12 protein-coding genes and 1 pseudogene are annotated in these 15,611 nt (G+C 60.2%); 10 read left to right on the top strand and 3 right to left on the bottom strand.

The features are described 5' to 3' along the window. A pseudogene (locus tag AC04SG_RS05630) lies at positions 1 to 1,848 on the bottom strand (hypothetical protein); the annotation flags it as partial. Between the two features lie 422 nt (positions 1,849 to 2,270). Between AC04SG_RS05630 and AC04SG_RS05625 the strand changes: the two are divergent. Then, positions 2,271 to 2,552, top strand: coding sequence for a hypothetical protein (locus tag AC04SG_RS05625; RefSeq protein ID WP_488513962.1), 282 nt, complete (start codon positions 2,271 to 2,273; stop codon positions 2,550 to 2,552). Positions 2,553 to 3,255: 703 nt separating this feature from the next. Here the strand turns inward: AC04SG_RS05625 and AC04SG_RS05620 are convergent. After that, positions 3,256 to 4,431, bottom strand: a complete 1,176-nt coding sequence (locus tag AC04SG_RS05620) for a cytochrome P450 (RefSeq protein ID WP_488550229.1) — start codon at positions 4,429 to 4,431, stop codon at positions 3,256 to 3,258. Positions 4,432 to 5,141: 710 nt separating this feature from the next. After that, entirely contained in the window at positions 5,142 to 6,203 is a 1,062-nt protein-coding gene (locus AC04SG_RS05615) for a hemin-degrading factor (protein ID WP_488550228.1), read from the bottom strand. Between the two features lie 577 nt (positions 6,204 to 6,780). On the opposite strand from AC04SG_RS05615, the gene AC04SG_RS05610 reads away from it, so the two are divergent. The 9 genes from AC04SG_RS05610 (at position 6,781) to nifA (ending at position 15,601) form a co-directional block, all read left to right on the top strand. Beyond that, positions 6,781 to 7,101, top strand: a complete 321-nt coding sequence (locus AC04SG_RS05610; protein WP_488550239.1) for a HesB/IscA family protein — start codon at positions 6,781 to 6,783, stop codon at positions 7,099 to 7,101. 14 nt (positions 7,102 to 7,115) lie between these two features. After that, on the top strand, positions 7,116 to 8,333 hold the full coding sequence (nifS, locus tag AC04SG_RS05605; protein WP_488550227.1) for a cysteine desulfurase NifS: 1,218 nt from the start codon (positions 7,116 to 7,118) through the stop codon (positions 8,331 to 8,333). Next, on the top strand, positions 8,330 to 9,526 hold the full coding sequence (nifV, locus tag AC04SG_RS05600; RefSeq protein WP_488550226.1) for a homocitrate synthase: 1,197 nt from the start codon (positions 8,330 to 8,332) through the stop codon (positions 9,524 to 9,526). Before nifS ends, nifV begins: the two co-directional genes overlap by 4 nt. Continuing rightward, entirely contained in the window at positions 9,523 to 9,903 is a 381-nt protein-coding gene (nifW, locus tag AC04SG_RS05595; RefSeq protein WP_488550225.1) for a nitrogenase stabilizing/protective protein NifW, read from the top strand. Before nifV ends, nifW begins: the two co-directional genes overlap by 4 nt. A 185-nt stretch (positions 9,904 to 10,088) precedes the next feature. Further along, entirely contained in the window at positions 10,089 to 10,940 is an 852-nt protein-coding gene (locus tag AC04SG_RS05590; RefSeq protein ID WP_488550224.1) for an electron transfer flavoprotein subunit beta/FixA family protein, read from the top strand. Between the two features lie 14 nt (positions 10,941 to 10,954). Further along, a complete protein-coding gene (locus AC04SG_RS05585) occupies positions 10,955 to 12,064 on the top strand; it encodes an electron transfer flavoprotein subunit alpha/FixB family protein (RefSeq protein ID WP_488550223.1) in 1,110 nt (369 codons plus the stop codon). Positions 12,065 to 12,074: 10 nt separating this feature from the next. Continuing rightward, positions 12,075 to 13,382: an FAD-binding protein gene (locus AC04SG_RS05580; RefSeq protein ID WP_488550222.1), complete on the top strand. Its 1,308-nt coding sequence runs from the start codon at positions 12,075 to 12,077 to the stop codon at positions 13,380 to 13,382. 10 nt (positions 13,383 to 13,392) lie between these two features. Then, entirely contained in the window at positions 13,393 to 13,686 is a 294-nt protein-coding gene (locus tag AC04SG_RS05575) for a ferredoxin family protein (RefSeq protein ID WP_488550221.1), read from the top strand. A 157-nt stretch (positions 13,687 to 13,843) separates the two neighbouring features. Continuing rightward, positions 13,844 to 15,601, top strand: coding sequence for a nif-specific transcriptional activator NifA (gene nifA / locus AC04SG_RS05570; protein WP_488550220.1), 1,758 nt, complete (start codon positions 13,844 to 13,846; stop codon positions 15,599 to 15,601). Positions 15,602 to 15,611 lie beyond the last annotated feature (10 nt).

The raw sequence follows: 15,611 nt of genomic DNA, 5'->3' as shown, positions 1-15,611 counted from the left end.
GGCCTCGCGACAACCCGCCTGTTCCGGCCACTTGCTGAAGCCGTTTGCCAGGTTAGCCAGGTTCTGCGGAGTAAATTCAGAGAGTTGGTCGGCACGGCGAAGCACCTCACCGGCGATCGTGGCTGTAGCTTCGCGACAAGCCGCCGCTTCCGGCCACTTGCTGAAGCCGTTTGCCAAGTTCCCCATGTCCTGCGGATTAAAACCAGAGAGCCGGCCGGCGCGGCGGCGGACCTCACTGGCGATCATGCCTATTGTCTCGCCACACGCCGCCGCTTCCGGCCACTTGCTGAAGCCGTTCACCAGGTTCGAAAGTTTCTGCGGATTAAAACCAGAGAGCTCGTCAACGCGGCGACTAACCTCACCGGCGATCGTGAGCGCGGCGTGACGCGTGTTCTCCTCTTGCGGCCACTTGCTCATGCCATTCACCAGGGTCGCAAGATCCTGACTGCTGAAATCAGAGAGTCGGCCGCGACGAAGCAGCTCGCCGCCGACAACGGTTGCGGCGTGGCGGCACTCTGCCGCTTGCGGCCACTTGCTGAAGCCGTTCACCAGGTTCGAAAGTTCCTGCGGAGTAAATTCAGAGAGTTGGTCGGAACGGCGAAGCATCTCACCGGCGATCAGGGCTATGGCCTCGCGACACTCCGCGGCTTCCGGCCACTTGCTGAAGCCGTTTGCCAGGTTCGACATCTCCTGCGGAGTAAATTCAGAGAGTTGGTCGGAACGGCGAAGCAGCTCGCCAGCGATCGCGATTGAGGCGCCGTGCAAGCTCTCCACATGCGGCCACTTGCTGAAGCCGTTCACCAGGTTCGAAAGTTCCTGCGGATTAAAACCAGAGAGTTCGTCAACGCGGCGACTAACCTCACCGGCGATCGTGAGCGCGGCGCGACGCGTGTTCTCCTCTTGCGGCCACTTGCTCATGCCATTCACCAGGGTCGCAAGATTCTGACTGCTGAAATCAGAGAGTCGGCCGCGACGAAGCAGCTCGCCGCCGACAACGGTTGCGGCGTGGCGGCACTCTGCCGCTTGCGGCCACTTGCTGAAGCCGTTCACCAGGTTCGACAATGCCTGGGCATTAAAGTCAGCGAGCTGATTGGTGCGGCGGCAGATCTCACCGGCGATTGCGAGCGCGGCGTGACGGATGTTCTCCTCTTGCGGCCATTTACTGAGGCCGTTCACCAACGTCGACAATTCCTGCGGAATGAAACCAGAGAGCTGGTCGGCGCGGTGATGGACCTCACTGGCGATTGCAACTATGGCGTCGCGACAGTCCTTCGGCCACTTGCTCAAACCGTTCACCAGCAGCGCGAGACTTTGACTGTTGAGCTTTTGAAGTATGCGTCTGTCGTCGCGACAGACCTCGGCGATCCTGATCACGCCATTGCGGCATTCCGCCATCCGGGGATGCCGGCCGAACGATGATGACAAGAGCGCAAGCGCCCTGGGTTCGATTTGGCTGATCAGCGCATTATCAAGCTGCGCCACCCGAGCTGCCATGGCCCTGCAGGCTTCGATACCCTCCCGCCCTCCCGCCTCCCGGTTCACTGTGTTGCATGCTGTGGCATACCCCCATGTTTTCCCGGCGCCGATGTCTTCCTCCAAGTTTGGCAGCAATTCACGCGTGAACCGGGCGGCGGCCTTTTGCAGTAATATCTCGTGTTTCTCGCGGCGCGCGCTTTGCAGGAACTTGTTATGGTTCACCACAGCAGTTGAAAATCGAACGATGCCGCGGGCGCCATTGATCTCACGCAAGGCGGCGTTCAGTTGTTCTTGCTCGATTGCGTCTTGGCCGCCTTGAGCCGAGACATCGTCGATACGCCGCCCTCTTGGTCCTGCATTGAGATTGGACACGGTTTGCCCACGGGGCGGGCGCCCGCCTGCCTGCGAGCCTCCGGCCGCGCGATCGCTGCGCCAAGGTTCGCCCTTGCCTAAACGCGATGAACTTTCTTGTCGGCGGAATGCGTCCCGATGCTGCCGATCAGCCTGGTGCACACCAGCTTGCGAACCTCCGGCGGCCTCATTGCCGCGCCAGGGCTCGCCATCGGAACGCGAGGGACTTTCTTCTGGGTCTGGCGCGCCATCCTCCGGCACCCGGGAAGATGGACGACGACGTCCAACCGCACGCGGCAACGCCCCGGGGATCACAGGGGGGGCAACTGAGGAGCTGGCAGGCCTGTCTGGAACGGCATCATCGGCAAGGGGCGGGCTGCGAACGGAGGCCGTCCCTTCATGTTGAGGCTCAGAGCGCATCCGCGCCACGATGGAAGCGAACGATGGGCCGCCTGTTCCAGGGGTTAAACCTGATTCCGGGCGCCAGCTGCTCGATCCCCGCGCGTTGTCGGTTCTCGCATCCCCAATACGCGAATTCCCGGCTCGGCCAATGCCCGTCATTATCCATCTCCGATATCGGCGAGAATGCCGCTGCCTATGTTGTCAAGTCCGACCACCAGCCGGGCGACCTGTGCCGTCACGACCGCCCTGCGGCCTCCGACGCCGGACATGCCCGCTGCTTTCATCGATTGCGAAGGCGTCTGAAGGACACGCCCGCCTCATAGACCTCTTGCAAGTCTTGTCGCCCGGCTCGGACGCCCTCGCTCAAGCCGCATAACCGGACCCGCTTGCATCGGCGCCCGGCGACGCCAGCGCAGCCTGGGGCGAAGGCATTCCACAATCGGCTCGATGGAGAACATGGGCTTGGCGCGCCCGTACTAACTTAAAGACTGAGACGACCACTCAAGCCCCCGAGCAAACCAGCGCGCATCCGATCGTCACTGCGCGCCGGCCTACCCATCGCGCCAGACCCTCAACACCGAGAGGCAGATCGCGGGGGCAGGATTTGCTGGCTGAATACGCAAGTAAAGGTCCCCGTTCGCGGCATGACAAGATGTCCACCATCGCTGCAAATCAGTCGGTGCCCCTCGGCAGCCCGCGGCGCTCATTCCAAGCCACCACATAGCCTTGGTTGCTGACATAAACCTGACTTGCTCGCAACGTCCCAAAAGGGAAAACCGGTTTGCTTCTCTTCGGACGCTCAAATCACTGTTTAGGAAGTCGGCCGGAATATTGTTGGCGAGTAGCGCCGTCTCGGCATCAGGCAGGATTAGTGGCTCGTCTTCAACTACCAGAACCGCTCGATGTCGGAAACGTACGGCGCTGCCCATCCGTAGCAGGCCTATCCGAAAGCCTCGCTCCGGGGCGGGACTCAGGGATCATGCATAGAATGCATTCCTCAGCCCGGTTCACGACCAGCGTAATTGGTCATGACAGCTTAACCGGCAAATTGATCGGCCCTCGAAAGCCGAAGCCGCGCCACTGCACCACCTGAGGATCCGGCAGCGTCATATTTGGAAAACGCTCGAATAGCATGGGCAGCATGATTGCCCCTACGGTTTGACGCGAGATTTGCGCGCCTGCACAGTGATGCGGCCCCGAGCCGAAGGACTGATGCGAAATCTTTTGGCGGAAGACGTTGAAGCGCTCTCCGTCTTCGAAGAACTCTTCATCGCGATTGGCCGAAGCTTGGATGGTCATCACGGTATCGCCCTTCGAGATAAGAAAACCGCGAATCTCCGTGTCCTCCCGCACGAGGCGGGAACTCGCCTGAATCGGAGCAATCCACCGCACGCCCTCCTCGAAGGCCTGCCCCCAGCATTGCTGCCTCTTGACCTCCTCGAACTGTTCGGGGTTGGTCAGCAATCCGTAGACGATCGTACCGAGAGCGTCGCGGGGCTCGTTAATTCCCCCGCCAATGGCGATCTTGATGTTGGCATACATCTGACTCATGGGTATCGGATCAGGCGCGTTCACCATGATCGCGAATGCCGAGGGGTTCGGTTCCGCCCTGTGCTTTTCGATTAGGTTGTCGAAGAGCCTGTTCATCTCGGCATTGGCTTCGTCAGATCGCTCGAATGGCTCCGGTTGCCATCCAAAATTGCCCGCCCCGTCGATCAGCCGCTGCGACCAGCGTATCATCTCTGCGTCGGATGCTCCGCAAATCCCGAGGATATGAGCGAGAATGCGCGCGGCCACCGGGCCGCAGATCTCTGCAAACAGATCCACTGTGCCGCCGCGCGGAAGGCGATCCAGATACTCGTTCACGATGTCTCGATAGATTGGCGCCCAATGTTCCGCGATAGTCTTGGGGGCGAAAGCCTTCGCCATGGCCATTCTTTCGCGGGCGTGTTCCGCGCCATCCTTTCGCATCAGAGTATGGGCCTGAAAGGCCGGCTTCATCGGTGTGTTGGGATCATCCGAACTGAAGAGCTCGGGCTGGTCCTTCACCATCTTCGTGTCGGAGGCCTTAGTGAGAAACGTCCGCTTCACGGAGGCAACGTGCACCACGGGGGTCTGCGCGCGCATCCGGCGATAGATCGGATATGGGTCGAATGTAAGCTCGTCGATCGTGGATACCCGATCTACTGGCACCAGTCGCATGGCGGGACTTCTCCTCTTAGTTCATTTGATATCAGCCGATGTACGCTACATCCACGGCGGTTACCGCGATTGAGCACACCAAGCCGGGGGCCTTCGACCATTAGGGCGCGCACGACTGCGTGTCCGATGAAGCCTGATCCCTATCGCCATGGTTCAAACAGGGCTGCGGCTCTCCGGGTATGCCTCTAGTTTCGGGCGGGGAAAGTTCTGTCAGCCGCCCCAACCCATGGCCTCTTCCTCCGATTTGAACGCTCGCGTTAGATCTCGCGTATTTGGACAGCGCCGTCGGCAAACGCGATTTTTCAAACCGCCATGCCAGCCGGTGGCCTTATCACCGAAGAACGCTTGCAGATTCGTCACTTTAACCGCTGTCCGGGGATCGACTCCTGCATTCTCTGCGAGGGTGGCCTTGAAGTGTTATTGGCTTTCGCAGACTTCTCTGAACTCAGAAGCTCGCTCGCCTGCTCAATCTGCTTCAATTCATCGGCATCTGCTTCAATTCATCAGCCCTTTGGGCAGCACGCTCCTTCACGCGCGCCACGATCGCATCCAAATTCCTTTGTCACTCAGAACCAGGTATTTTTTCGGCCAGTTCAGATTCGCATTCGGCGCCGAGTGCTCTGACGCCACAGGTCTCGGCAGGCAAAAGACGCGAGCGGGGCTGCGCAAGCGCCGAGCGAACACTGAACACAACACGCAACGGCCTCGCATCATGTAGTGGTCGGAAGGAACATGCGTGGCAGGGCTTCGGCCAGGAGTCGCCAATCCTCGCGCTCGCCCTCGCCTTCATTGCGCTTGCCGAAGACCTGGATGATCATCTTGCCCTCGGAGTCATAGGCTTCGAGCGAGGTGACGTGGCCGTCCTTGGTCGGTTTGCGAACGGCCCAGACCTCGCGAATGTGATGGGTCCCCAGATGCAGGTGGAAGCTCTCGTCGAGCACATTTATGCACTGTCCGATCGGTTTGACCGACTTGATCGGGCCGGAATGGATCTGGGCGCATCCACGATTGCCGACTAGGCACATAATCGGCATCTCGTCTTCGGCCACCTGTTGAAACATGGCGCCAATGGCATTCTTATCGAGCGCCCAAGCGTAGTCCTCGCCGACCATACGCATCGCCTGGCAGCGTCTGAGCTTCAACGTCTTCAACATGTCGAGGAACTGATGCTCATCGTTCAGCCGGCTCCAGCGATCGCGCAAGTCCTCCCCCCTGGCGGCTTGATCCGGAATCTCTGCTTCGCCTTCTGCTCGGCTCCCCTTGACCAACATGATTGGTTCCTGGCTTGAGGTTTCGAGTTGCGCCAGCAGCTCCTTATATCGATGGAGGTCTGAGGCGGGCCCGAGATACACCTTGTGCACCGCCTCTCCGGTGGCATCAAAGAATTGCATGCTGCGCCGAATGTCGTCGCCATCGCGCTCCTCGATGCCAAAGCCGTATGCCCAAGCTTTCGGGAAGATGCGCAGCCCGATGTCGTTACCGAGCACCATGGCATGGTGACTGCCTGTGACGACCTTGTCGTAGACGCCGATCTTTTCATGCACGGCGCCTTCATTGCGGGTCTGCGCCATCACCTCGCCGACCGTTTCGAGGCCGATCAGAACAGTGTTTACGCTTGGCGCAATGCGCACCCCGCCAAAGCCACAATGCGCGCCGACCAGTTCCGCTTCCGTTATGCCCAATTTGGCGGCGAGATCGTGCGCGCGTATTTTCGGGTTGTCTTGCCGCGCTTGGCGGATTTCGTGCGCCGATCGTCTCTCGCGCTGGTCCATGTCCTGCCTCTGCTTTCACCTGCTTGTTGAGGATCGGTTGTCTGCCCGATGTTCAATGGACAAAGCACCCCGCAATGCTCGATGCCGACCTGGTGCTCGTCAGGAACAGCGTTTTGCAGGGGAGCGTGCACGATCGCGGTCCCGGCCGTGCCGTCTGAGCAGCAAAAGCGGATTCCGTCGACGCAGAGGACCTGACCGACATGACATGTTGTTTTCCTTCCTTCTTTCCATCGATCGCGAGCGCACGCGCGGGATGATCATGGTCTCTGCGGTTCTCGCCGCATCGCTAACTTGAGTTTCAAAAGTCATGCCAGTCCGGCTGAACCGCGCAGAAATCCTTCTGCCCACCCGTCAATGATCTTACCTGCGAGTTCAGCGGCAACCGAGGCCGGACAATCTGTGACGAACTCGACAAACCCGACATTGCGTGTCGGTTGCGCGACGTCTTTCCAGCAATGGCGCACAAGATTGATGGCTGCGTTTGAGAGATGGCGCCGTGCTGAAACGGTTTTTCCTTTTGGCACGGTTCATGCGGCGCGGCCCGCGAAAACGTCACAAGCTGGGGAGAAGTCTCGCCATGATTACGCTCACCGACAATGCTGTTGCCGCCGCCAAGTCCGCTCTTTCCCGCGCCAGCGAGCCGGCGGAGGGCTTTCGCATTATGGTCCAGGCCGGCGGCTGCGCCGGCTTCAAATACTCGATGGGCCTTGAGAGTGTCTCGCGCCAAGGCGATGTGATCACTGAGACAGATGGGGTCAAGCTGTTTGTCGACGCAGACTCCCAACCCTTTGTCGCTGGCACGACCGTGGACTTCGTCGCTGGGCTCGAAGCTTCCGGCTTTGTCTTCGACAACCCCAATGCGCGGGAGAAGTGCGGCTGCGGCAAGTCGTTCAGTTAACTGAGATCGTAGCTATGCGGCCTGTCTACCTCGACAACAACGCAACGACACGGGTCGATCCTGAGGTCGTGCAAGCGATGTTGCCGTTCTTCTCGGATGAATTCGGCAACCCTTCTTCGGCGCACGCTTTCGGCGCCTCGGTCGCGGCGGCTATAAAGAAGGCGCGGCGGCGGTTGCAAGCGCTGATTGGCGCGCAGTTCGACGATGAGATCACCTTCACCTCGGGTGGAACAGAAAGCGACAACACAGCAATTCTTTCGGCGCTTGAGGCGTTGCCCAACCGAACCGAGATCGTCACGTCGTCGGTCGAGCATCCCGCCGTGCTGTCGTTATGCGCGCATCTTGAGCAGACCCGCCGTGTGAAGGTCCACAGGGTCCCGGTGGACCGCTGTGGCCGGCTTGACCTCGATGCCTACAAAGCCGCGCTCACCCCACACGTGGCAATCGTCTCGATAATGTGGGCGAACAATGAGACTGGTATGATCTTCCCCGTGGCCAAGCTTGCGGAGTTGGCCAAGGAAATCGGCGCGCTATTCCATACCGATGCGGTGCAGGCGGTCGGCAAGATTGAGATAGACCTGAAATCGACGGAAATCGACATGCTGTCGCTCTCCGGCCACAAGCTTCATGGTCCCAAAGGGATCGGCGCACTTTGGGTAAAGCGTGGCGTGCACTTCCGCTCGCTGATCAAGGGCGGGCACCAAGAGCACGACCGGCGTGCCGGCACCGAGAACACTCCCGGCATAGTCGGACTCGGTATGGCAGCCGAGCTCGCCTTGAAATTCTTGGACGACGCCGCGACGCGGGTAAAATCGCTGCGCGACCGCCTAGAGGACGGGATCCTCCAGCGCATCCCAGATACTTGCGCCACTGGCGATCCGATGGAGCGGTTGCCAAACACAGCGAACATCTCATTTGAAAATACCGAAAGTGATGCCATCCCACATCTGCTCAGCCGCCTGGGCATCGCCTGCTCCTCCGGCTCCGCCTGCACCTCCGGCTCAATGGAACCGAGTCATGTCCTGAGCGCGATGAAGGCGCCACACGCTGCGGTCCGCTTCTCATTCGCGCGCGACAACAACGAAGCGGACGTCGACCGGGTGCTTGAGGTTATGCCGGCGATCGTGGAGAAGCTGCGTGGCTCTCCCAGTTCCGGCCCGCGTGGGCGGAGGCCAGAAGTCGTGCGAGCAGATCTAACCCTGAGCGGCGGCAGAACAGGACACTATTCATGAGCCGTGACGTCTTCCTCAACGATACGACCTTGCGCGATGGCGAGCAGGCGCCAGGCGTCGCTTTTACGATGGCGGAAAAGCTGGAGCTCGCCCGGTCTCTTGCGGCCGCCGGCGTCCCGGAGATCGAGATCGGCACGCCGATTATGGGCGCCGAGGAGATCGAAACAATTCGCGCCGCGGTCGCGCGGCGTCTCCCGGCTCGGCTCACGGCCTGGTGCCGGATGAAGTCGCGGGACCTCGAGGCAGCGATTGAGAGCGGCGTCGGCGCCGTCAATCTGTCGCTACCCGCCTCGGACATTCAACTTGCGGCCAAGCTCGGCCTCGATGAGGCAGGAGCGCTCCAGGTCATCGAGGATATGGTCCGGCGTGCAGCCGCTGCTGGCTTCTTCGTCGCTGTCGGCTGCGAGGATGCTTCGCGGGCTGATTTGGATCATCTTGGCCGAGTCATTGAAACTGCTGCGCGCGCCGGGGCAAGCCGCGTCAGGCTGGCCGATACGCTGGGAATTCTCGATCCGTTTTCGACTTTCGAACTTGTAGCCCAACTCATGGCGAAGTCTGAGGTCGACCTCGAATTTCATGCACACAATGATCTTGGTCTTGCTGCCGCCAACACGCTGGCCGCGATCCGCGCAGGTGCGAGCCATGCCTCCGTCACCGTCCTCGGGCTCGGCGAGCGTGCGGGTAATGCCGCGCTGGAAGAGGTGGCAGTCGCGATGGCCGTGATCGACGGCGCGGATACCGGGATCGACCTGACCGCATTGCCCGACCTCGCTGCCAAGGTGGCTTGCGCTGCCCGCCGGCAAACCGCGCCTATGAAGCCGGTCGTCGGGGCCGATGTTTTCACCCACGAATCCGGCACTCACGTCGCGGGGTTGCTGAAGGACTCGCGCGCCTATCAGGGGCTCGACCCGGCCCTTGTGGGCCGCTGCAATCGTATCGTCATCGGTAAGCATTCCGGCGCCACCGCGATTACCCGGGTGCTGAGCGACAACGGTCGCGATCTCGATCCGGATCTGGCAGCCGCGATGGTGGCCCGCGTCCGCCGCAAGGCGTCCGAGACCAAATCTGCCGTCACTGCAACTCAACTGGTTGAGCTCTACGATAGTCTGCACAGCGAGGCATGTTCAGAGGGCTCTGCGGATCCAGTTGTGGGACGAACGCACCACAGTTGCCGACGAGGGAGAATGCAATGAATTGTTCCGCTGACAGCCGCTCCATCGATGTTAGCGACATCCTCGCGCGACTGAAAGGCCTGTCGGCCGCGGAGGAGTTCTTCGCAGTCCTTGGGGTCTCTTATGATCCGAAGGTGCTGAATGTCTCCCGGCTTCATATCATGAAACGCGTGGGCCAATACCTTGCGGAAGAGGATCTATCCGATCTGCCTGACCAAGTTATCGCCGCGCGGGTGCGCGCTACACTGCAACGCGCCTACGAGGACTTCGCGACCTCCTCGCCGCTTACGCACCGGATTTTCAAGGTGCTCAAAGACCACGATCCGAACAAGCCTCCCACGTCGGACCGCACATTCGTCCCGTTCGACTCCGTCGTGAAGCGGTTCGCAGAAGAATGAGCGCGCGAGATGGTTGCAACGCGCCAATGGCGAGAAGCCTACAAATCCTGTCACCACGAAGGCGATCCCGGAAGGAACCAACCGAGTATCCAGGAAAAGGAGCACGAAAAGCGGTTGGCGCGAATGTTGCTACAAAGGATCAACTGCCAGGCTCAGATCCGGACAGAAGCCCCAAGAGACCGCCAATGCACACCGTAGTCTGCATCAAGCAGGTGCCGGACTCGGCACAGATACGCGTCCATCCCGTTACGAACACGATCATGCGCCAGGGCGTACCCACTATCATCAACCCTTACGACCTATTCGCCCTGGAAGAGGCACTCAGACTGCGTGACGATTATGGCGGCGAGGTCACCGTGCTCACCATGGGTCCGCCGATGGCAGAGGACGCGCTGCGCAAGGCGCTCGGTTACGGCGCCGACCGCGCGGTGCTCCTAACCGACCGCTATTTTGCCGGTTCCGACACGCTGGCGACCTCCTTCGCTCTTTCCCAGGCAATCGCGAAGGTTGGCGAGACGTTCGGCGCGCCAGATATCGTCTTCACTGGCAAGCAAACGATCGATGGCGACACAGCCCAGGTGGGGCCGGGCATCGCCAAGCGCCTCGATCTCCTGCAACTCACTTATGTCGCGAAGATTCCCCGCGTTGATCTTGCTGCGCGCGACATCCAAGTCGAGCGCCGGTGTGAAGGCGGCACGCAGATGCTGAAGAGCAGGCTCCCTTGTCTCGTCACCATGCTGGAAGGCACCAACGAGATTCGCCGTGGCTCGCTCGAGGATGCCCTGCGCGCCGCGCGCAGCCCGGTTTTGAGATGGAGTGCGGCCGATGCCGGCATTGATGACCTGACCAGATGCGGCCTGCGCGGCTCCCCGACGGTGGTCAAGCGCGTTTTCGCCCCTACTGCTCGGGCGCAAAAAGCGACACAAATTGACACCGCCGAAAAGCCCTTGCGCGATATAGCAGACGAGCTAATCGCCGCAATCTTAACCCGCCAACCAGCGCTGGAACATGAGCTGGCCTTCAACGGCGGCGCGTGAGGCAAGGAGAGACGATGTCGAGCGCGAACCGAGAAACCCCTCGCCCTACCGCCGGCCGCGCCGGCATAAAGAAGGAACTGCCCGAGCATTTCAAGGATTACCGCCACGTCTGGGTTTTCATCGAGCTCGAACGCGGCCAGGTCCATCCCGTTTCGTTCGAACTGCTCGGCGAAGGCCGCAAGCTTGCCGACAAGCTTAATGTGGAGCTTGCGGGAATCGTGCTCGGACCACCGGCCGAGGCCACTCAGTCTGCGGTCGCCGAAGCTTTCGCTTATGGCGCCGATCTTGTCTACAACGTCGAGGCGCCGCTGCTCGCCGACTATCGGAACGAGCCTTTCACCAAGGCCATGACGGAGCTCGTCAACACCCACAAACCCGAGATATTGCTTCTCGGGGCGACCACACTTGGCAGGGATCTTGCCGGTTCGGTGGCAACGACATTGCAGACAGGGCTCACGGCCGACTGCACCGAACTCGACGTTGATGCCGACGGTTCGCTCGCCGCGACCCGTCCGACTTTCGGCGGTTCCTTGTTGTGCACCATCTATACGCTCAATTACCGGCCGCAGATGGCGACAGTGCGACCGAGGGTCATGCCGATGCCGCAGCGGTTGAATAAGCCGGTCGGACGCATCATCCAGCACCAGCTGTCGGTAGCCGAGGAGGACATCGTCACCAAGATCCTAGGCTTCCTTCCCGATAGTCAGTCGGCAAAGGCAAATCTTGCCTATGCCGATGTTGTTGTTGCGGGAGGCCTCGGTCTAGGCGCGGCGGAGAACCTGCAGCTTGTGAAGGATCTCGCACGGGCAATCGGCGCCGAGCATGGCTGTTCGCGCCCGTTGGTCCAGAAGGGTTGGCTGTCGGCAGATCGGCAGATCGGCCAAACAGGCAAGACCATCCGTCCCAAGCTTTACATAGCGGCTGGAATTTCCGGCGCCATCCAGCACCGGGTTGGCGTCGAAGGGGCGGATCTCATCGTGGCTATCAACACTGACCCAAACGCGCCGATTTTCGATTTCGCCCACGTCGGGATTGTCACCGACGCGATCCGCTTTCTGCCCGCGCTGACAGAGGCCTTCACGCGGCGACTGTCGCCCCACAGTCGCGATAAAATTGCGAACTAGGGAGCTGGACATGACCAAGGAAAAATTCGACGCCATTGTTGTGGGGGCCGGCATGTCCGGAAACGCAGCAGCTCACACCTTGGCAAGCCAAGGCCTGAACGTGCTGCAGTTGGAGCGGGGAGAATATCCGGGCTCCAAGAATGTCCAGGGTGCAATCATGTACGCTAGCATGCTGGAGAAGATCATCCCGGATTTCCGTGATGACGCGCCTCTCGAGCGGCACCTGGTTGAACAGCGGCTGTGGGTGATGGACGACACATCCCACACCGGGATTCACTATCGGTCGGACGATTTTAACGAGGCGAAGCCCAACCGCTATACGATCATCCGCGCCCAATTCGATAAATGGTTTTCGCGTAAAGTGCGGGAGGCCGGTGCGACGGTTCTGTGCGAGACGACCGTGACCGAACTCGTCCGCGATGCCCAGGACAAGGTAGTCGGCGTCCTCACAGACCGGACCGGCGGAGCGATTTTCGCGGACGTTGTCGTCCTCGCAGAAGGCGTGTCCGGACTGCTCGGCACGAGGGCGGGCCTTCGCGAGATGCCGAAGCCGAAATCCGTGGCGCTCGCCGTCAAGGAAATGCATTTCCTGCCCGAAGAGGTCATCGAGCAGCGGTTCGGGCTCAAGGCCGGTGAAGGCTGCGTGATCGAGGCCGTGGGTACGATCTCTCGCAGCATGGCTGGGCTCGGCTTTCTTTACACAAACAAGGAGTCGATCTCACTGGGCATCGGCTGCCTCGTTTCGGATTTCGCTGCGACGATGGAGAGCCCATACGCCCTTCTCGATGCGTTAAAAAACCATCCTTCGATCCGGCCGCTGATCGCCGGCTCGGAGGTGAAAGAATATGCCGCGCATCTCATCCCGGAAGGTGGCTACAAGGCGATTCCGCAGTTGTTTGGCGACGGTTGGGTGGTGGTCGGCGATGCAGCGCAATTGAACAATGCGGTGCACCGCGAGGGTTCGAACCTCGCCATGACCTCAGGCCGTATCGCGGCTGAGGCGATCGTGCACATCAAGAGCCGCAAGCGTCCAATGACCAGACAGAACCTTGTCCTCTACAAGACCATGCTCGACAAGTCCTTCGTGGTCAAAGACCTAAAGAAATATAAGGATATGCCGGCGCTGCTCCACACCAATTCCCGAAATTTCTTCACGACCTACCCGCGGTTGATGTCGCAGGCGGCTCAAAACGTCGTGCGGGTCGACGGCACTCCGAAGATCGATAAGGAAAGGGCGACCACTGCTGCCTTCATCAAGGCGCGTTCGCGCTGGGGGTTGCTGAGTGACGCGGTCCGCTTGGCATTGGCCTGGCGCTAGGAGACACGAGATGACAATCACATCGGCACGCATTGAGGAGAAACTTTACCAGAACCGCTACCTGGTCGACTCGGGGCGCCCGCATATAAAAGTGCGACCGCACGAGAAACCAAGCACAAACCTGCTTGCGCTGACCCGCGTCTGCCCGGCCCAATGTTATGAATTGAACGACGAGGGCCAAGTGGAGATCACCGCCGACGGCTGCATGGAGTGCGGCACCTGTCGGCTATTGTGCGAGGCCAGTGGTGAGATCGAGTGGAATTATCCACGCGGCGGCTTCGGTGTTCTCTTCAAGTTCGGATGACCTACGAACCTACGCTTCGTTGCCATGGCCACAATTTCCGCAATTGCAGCCGGACAATTTGCAATTGAACAGGGGCTCGTCAATACTGAGGACTCACGACTCGGCAGACCAAAAGGCGCTTTGTGAGGAGCACCCATGCAACCCCTGAGATGTTTCTATGGCTCAAATAGTGCGGGAACGGGTGGATGAGATTGGGCTTCGCAATAGCCGCTCACCTATCGAAACCCCGCAAGGGATGAACATATCGCTCAGGGGAATCTATGAGATATCCGAGATCCTGACCGCACCCACGCGGCTGGAGATTACGCTTGCCAATGTCGTCAACATTCTCGGCTCGTATCTGCAAATGCGACATGGAGCAGTGATCGTCCTAGACGCGAAAGGAGAGGTGGAGATTGCTGCAACTACCGGCGATAACCTCGCACCTCAATCAGACCATCGGCGCGTCATACCGCAAGCCGTGGTAGACCGAATCCTCGCCACAGGGACGCCGCTCGTCATAGACGACGTCCGCAAGTCCGAATTATTTCCGGGTGACCTTCAAACGGCTTCGAGCGGCGCCACCGTGCCGGTCACCTTCATCGGAGTGCCAGTAGAGGCTGACGATGAGATTCTTGGGACATTGTCGATCGACCGTATCGGGGGCGGCGCAACCGGCGTGCGTTGCGACGAGGACGTACGCTTCCTGATGATGGTCGCCAACCTTGTCGGCCGGACCATCCGTCTCCATCGTATCCTAAGCACAGATCGCCTGCGGCTTATCGAGGAGCAACGGAGACCGGAGAAATCGCTCGACGAGGAAACCCGCCCTGCCCGGCATCGGCATGTCAAAATCGATGGGATCATCGGGGAAAGTCCCGCACTCAAGCAGGTGCTTGAAACCGTCGCAGTCGTAGCAAGGACCAACTCCACCGTGCTTTTGCGCGGTGAAAGCGGCACGGGCAAGGAATTTTTCGCGCAGGCCATCCATAAGCTTTCATCTCGCAGTAAGAAGGCCTTCGTCAAACTGAACTGCGCCGCGCTGCCTGAAAGCGTTTTGGAATCGGAATTGTTTGGCCATGAAAAGGGCGCCTTCACCGGAGCTGTCTCGCAGCGCGCCGGCCGTTTCGAATTAGCGCATGGCGGAACCCTGTTACTTGATGAAATCGGTGAGATTTCACCTGCTTTTCAAGCTAAATTGTTGCGCGTCTTGCAGGAAGGCGAGTTGGAGCGCGTCGGCGGCACCAGGACGCTCACGGTCGACGTCCGGCTTATATGCGCCACGAACAAGGACCTTGAGACGGCTGTCGTGAATGGCGAGTTCAGGGCCGACCTTTACTACCGTATCAATGTGGTGCCAATCGTGCTGCCGCCGCTCAGAGAGCGACCAGGCGATATTCCACGCCTTGCGAAGTCCTTCCTTGATCGATTCAATAGGGAGAACGATCGTGAGCTCGCGTTCGCGCCGTCAGGGCTTGACCTGATCTCGCAATGCTACTTCCCCGGCAACGTCCGTGAGCTGGAAAACTGTGTGCGAAGGACGGCCACGCTTGCGCGTTCGAGCACGATCGCCGCTTCGGATTTCGCCTGCCAGAATAGCCAGTGCTTATCTTCGCTCCTCTGGAAAGGAGCCCGCCGTCCAACTGGCAGCAACGCCAGCGATGAGTTCGGCCGCAACAGCACGCCGATTGCATCGCCGCTGGAGCCCGGGCGCATCTGCGCGTCAGAGGGCGAGGTGGTGCCCGTCAATGCCCCCCGTCCAAATGATCCTGCTTGGGGCGAGACAGGCATGCGTGTGACAGATCGCGCCCGGCTGATCGACGCGATGCAGAAGGCCGGCTGGGTTCAGGCCAAAGCTGCTCGCATCCTCGGCCTCACGCCGCGGCAAGTCGGCTATGCCCTGCGTCGGCATAATATCGAGGTGAAGAAGTTCTAAACGCCTTGCG

This window comes from Mesorhizobium sp. CNPSo 4684 (genome assembly GCF_057784315.1).
Note: the sequence above shows the minus strand (reverse complement) of the source record. Positions and strands in the feature narration are given on the sequence as shown.

What these genes read in the sequence shown, in the direction of transcription:
- nifA (WP_488550220.1), top strand. Translation starts at nt 13,844, where the DNA reads ATGGCTCAAATAGTGCGGGAACGGGTGGATGAGATTGGGCTTCGCAAT.
- AC04SG_RS05580 (WP_488550222.1), top strand. Translation starts at nt 12,075, where the DNA reads ATGACCAAGGAAAAATTCGACGCCATTGTTGTGGGGGCCGGCATGTCC.
- AC04SG_RS05610 (WP_488550239.1), top strand. Translation starts at nt 6,781, where the DNA reads ATGATTACGCTCACCGACAATGCTGTTGCCGCCGCCAAGTCCGCTCTT.
- AC04SG_RS05620 (WP_488550229.1), bottom strand. Translation starts at nt 4,431, where the DNA reads ATGCGACTGGTGCCAGTAGATCGGGTATCCACGATCGACGAGCTTACA.
- nifS (WP_488550227.1), top strand. Translation starts at nt 7,116, where the DNA reads ATGCGGCCTGTCTACCTCGACAACAACGCAACGACACGGGTCGATCCT.
- AC04SG_RS05590 (WP_488550224.1), top strand. Translation starts at nt 10,089, where the DNA reads ATGCACACCGTAGTCTGCATCAAGCAGGTGCCGGACTCGGCACAGATA.
- AC04SG_RS05625 (WP_488513962.1), top strand. Translation starts at nt 2,271, where the DNA reads ATGGGCCGCCTGTTCCAGGGGTTAAACCTGATTCCGGGCGCCAGCTGC.
- nifV (WP_488550226.1), top strand. Translation starts at nt 8,330, where the DNA reads ATGAGCCGTGACGTCTTCCTCAACGATACGACCTTGCGCGATGGCGAG.
- AC04SG_RS05615 (WP_488550228.1), bottom strand. Translation starts at nt 6,203, where the DNA reads ATGGACCAGCGCGAGAGACGATCGGCGCACGAAATCCGCCAAGCGCGG.
- AC04SG_RS05585 (WP_488550223.1), top strand. Translation starts at nt 10,955, where the DNA reads ATGTCGAGCGCGAACCGAGAAACCCCTCGCCCTACCGCCGGCCGCGCC.
- nifW (WP_488550225.1), top strand. Translation starts at nt 9,523, where the DNA reads ATGAATTGTTCCGCTGACAGCCGCTCCATCGATGTTAGCGACATCCTC.
- AC04SG_RS05575 (WP_488550221.1), top strand. Translation starts at nt 13,393, where the DNA reads ATGACAATCACATCGGCACGCATTGAGGAGAAACTTTACCAGAACCGC.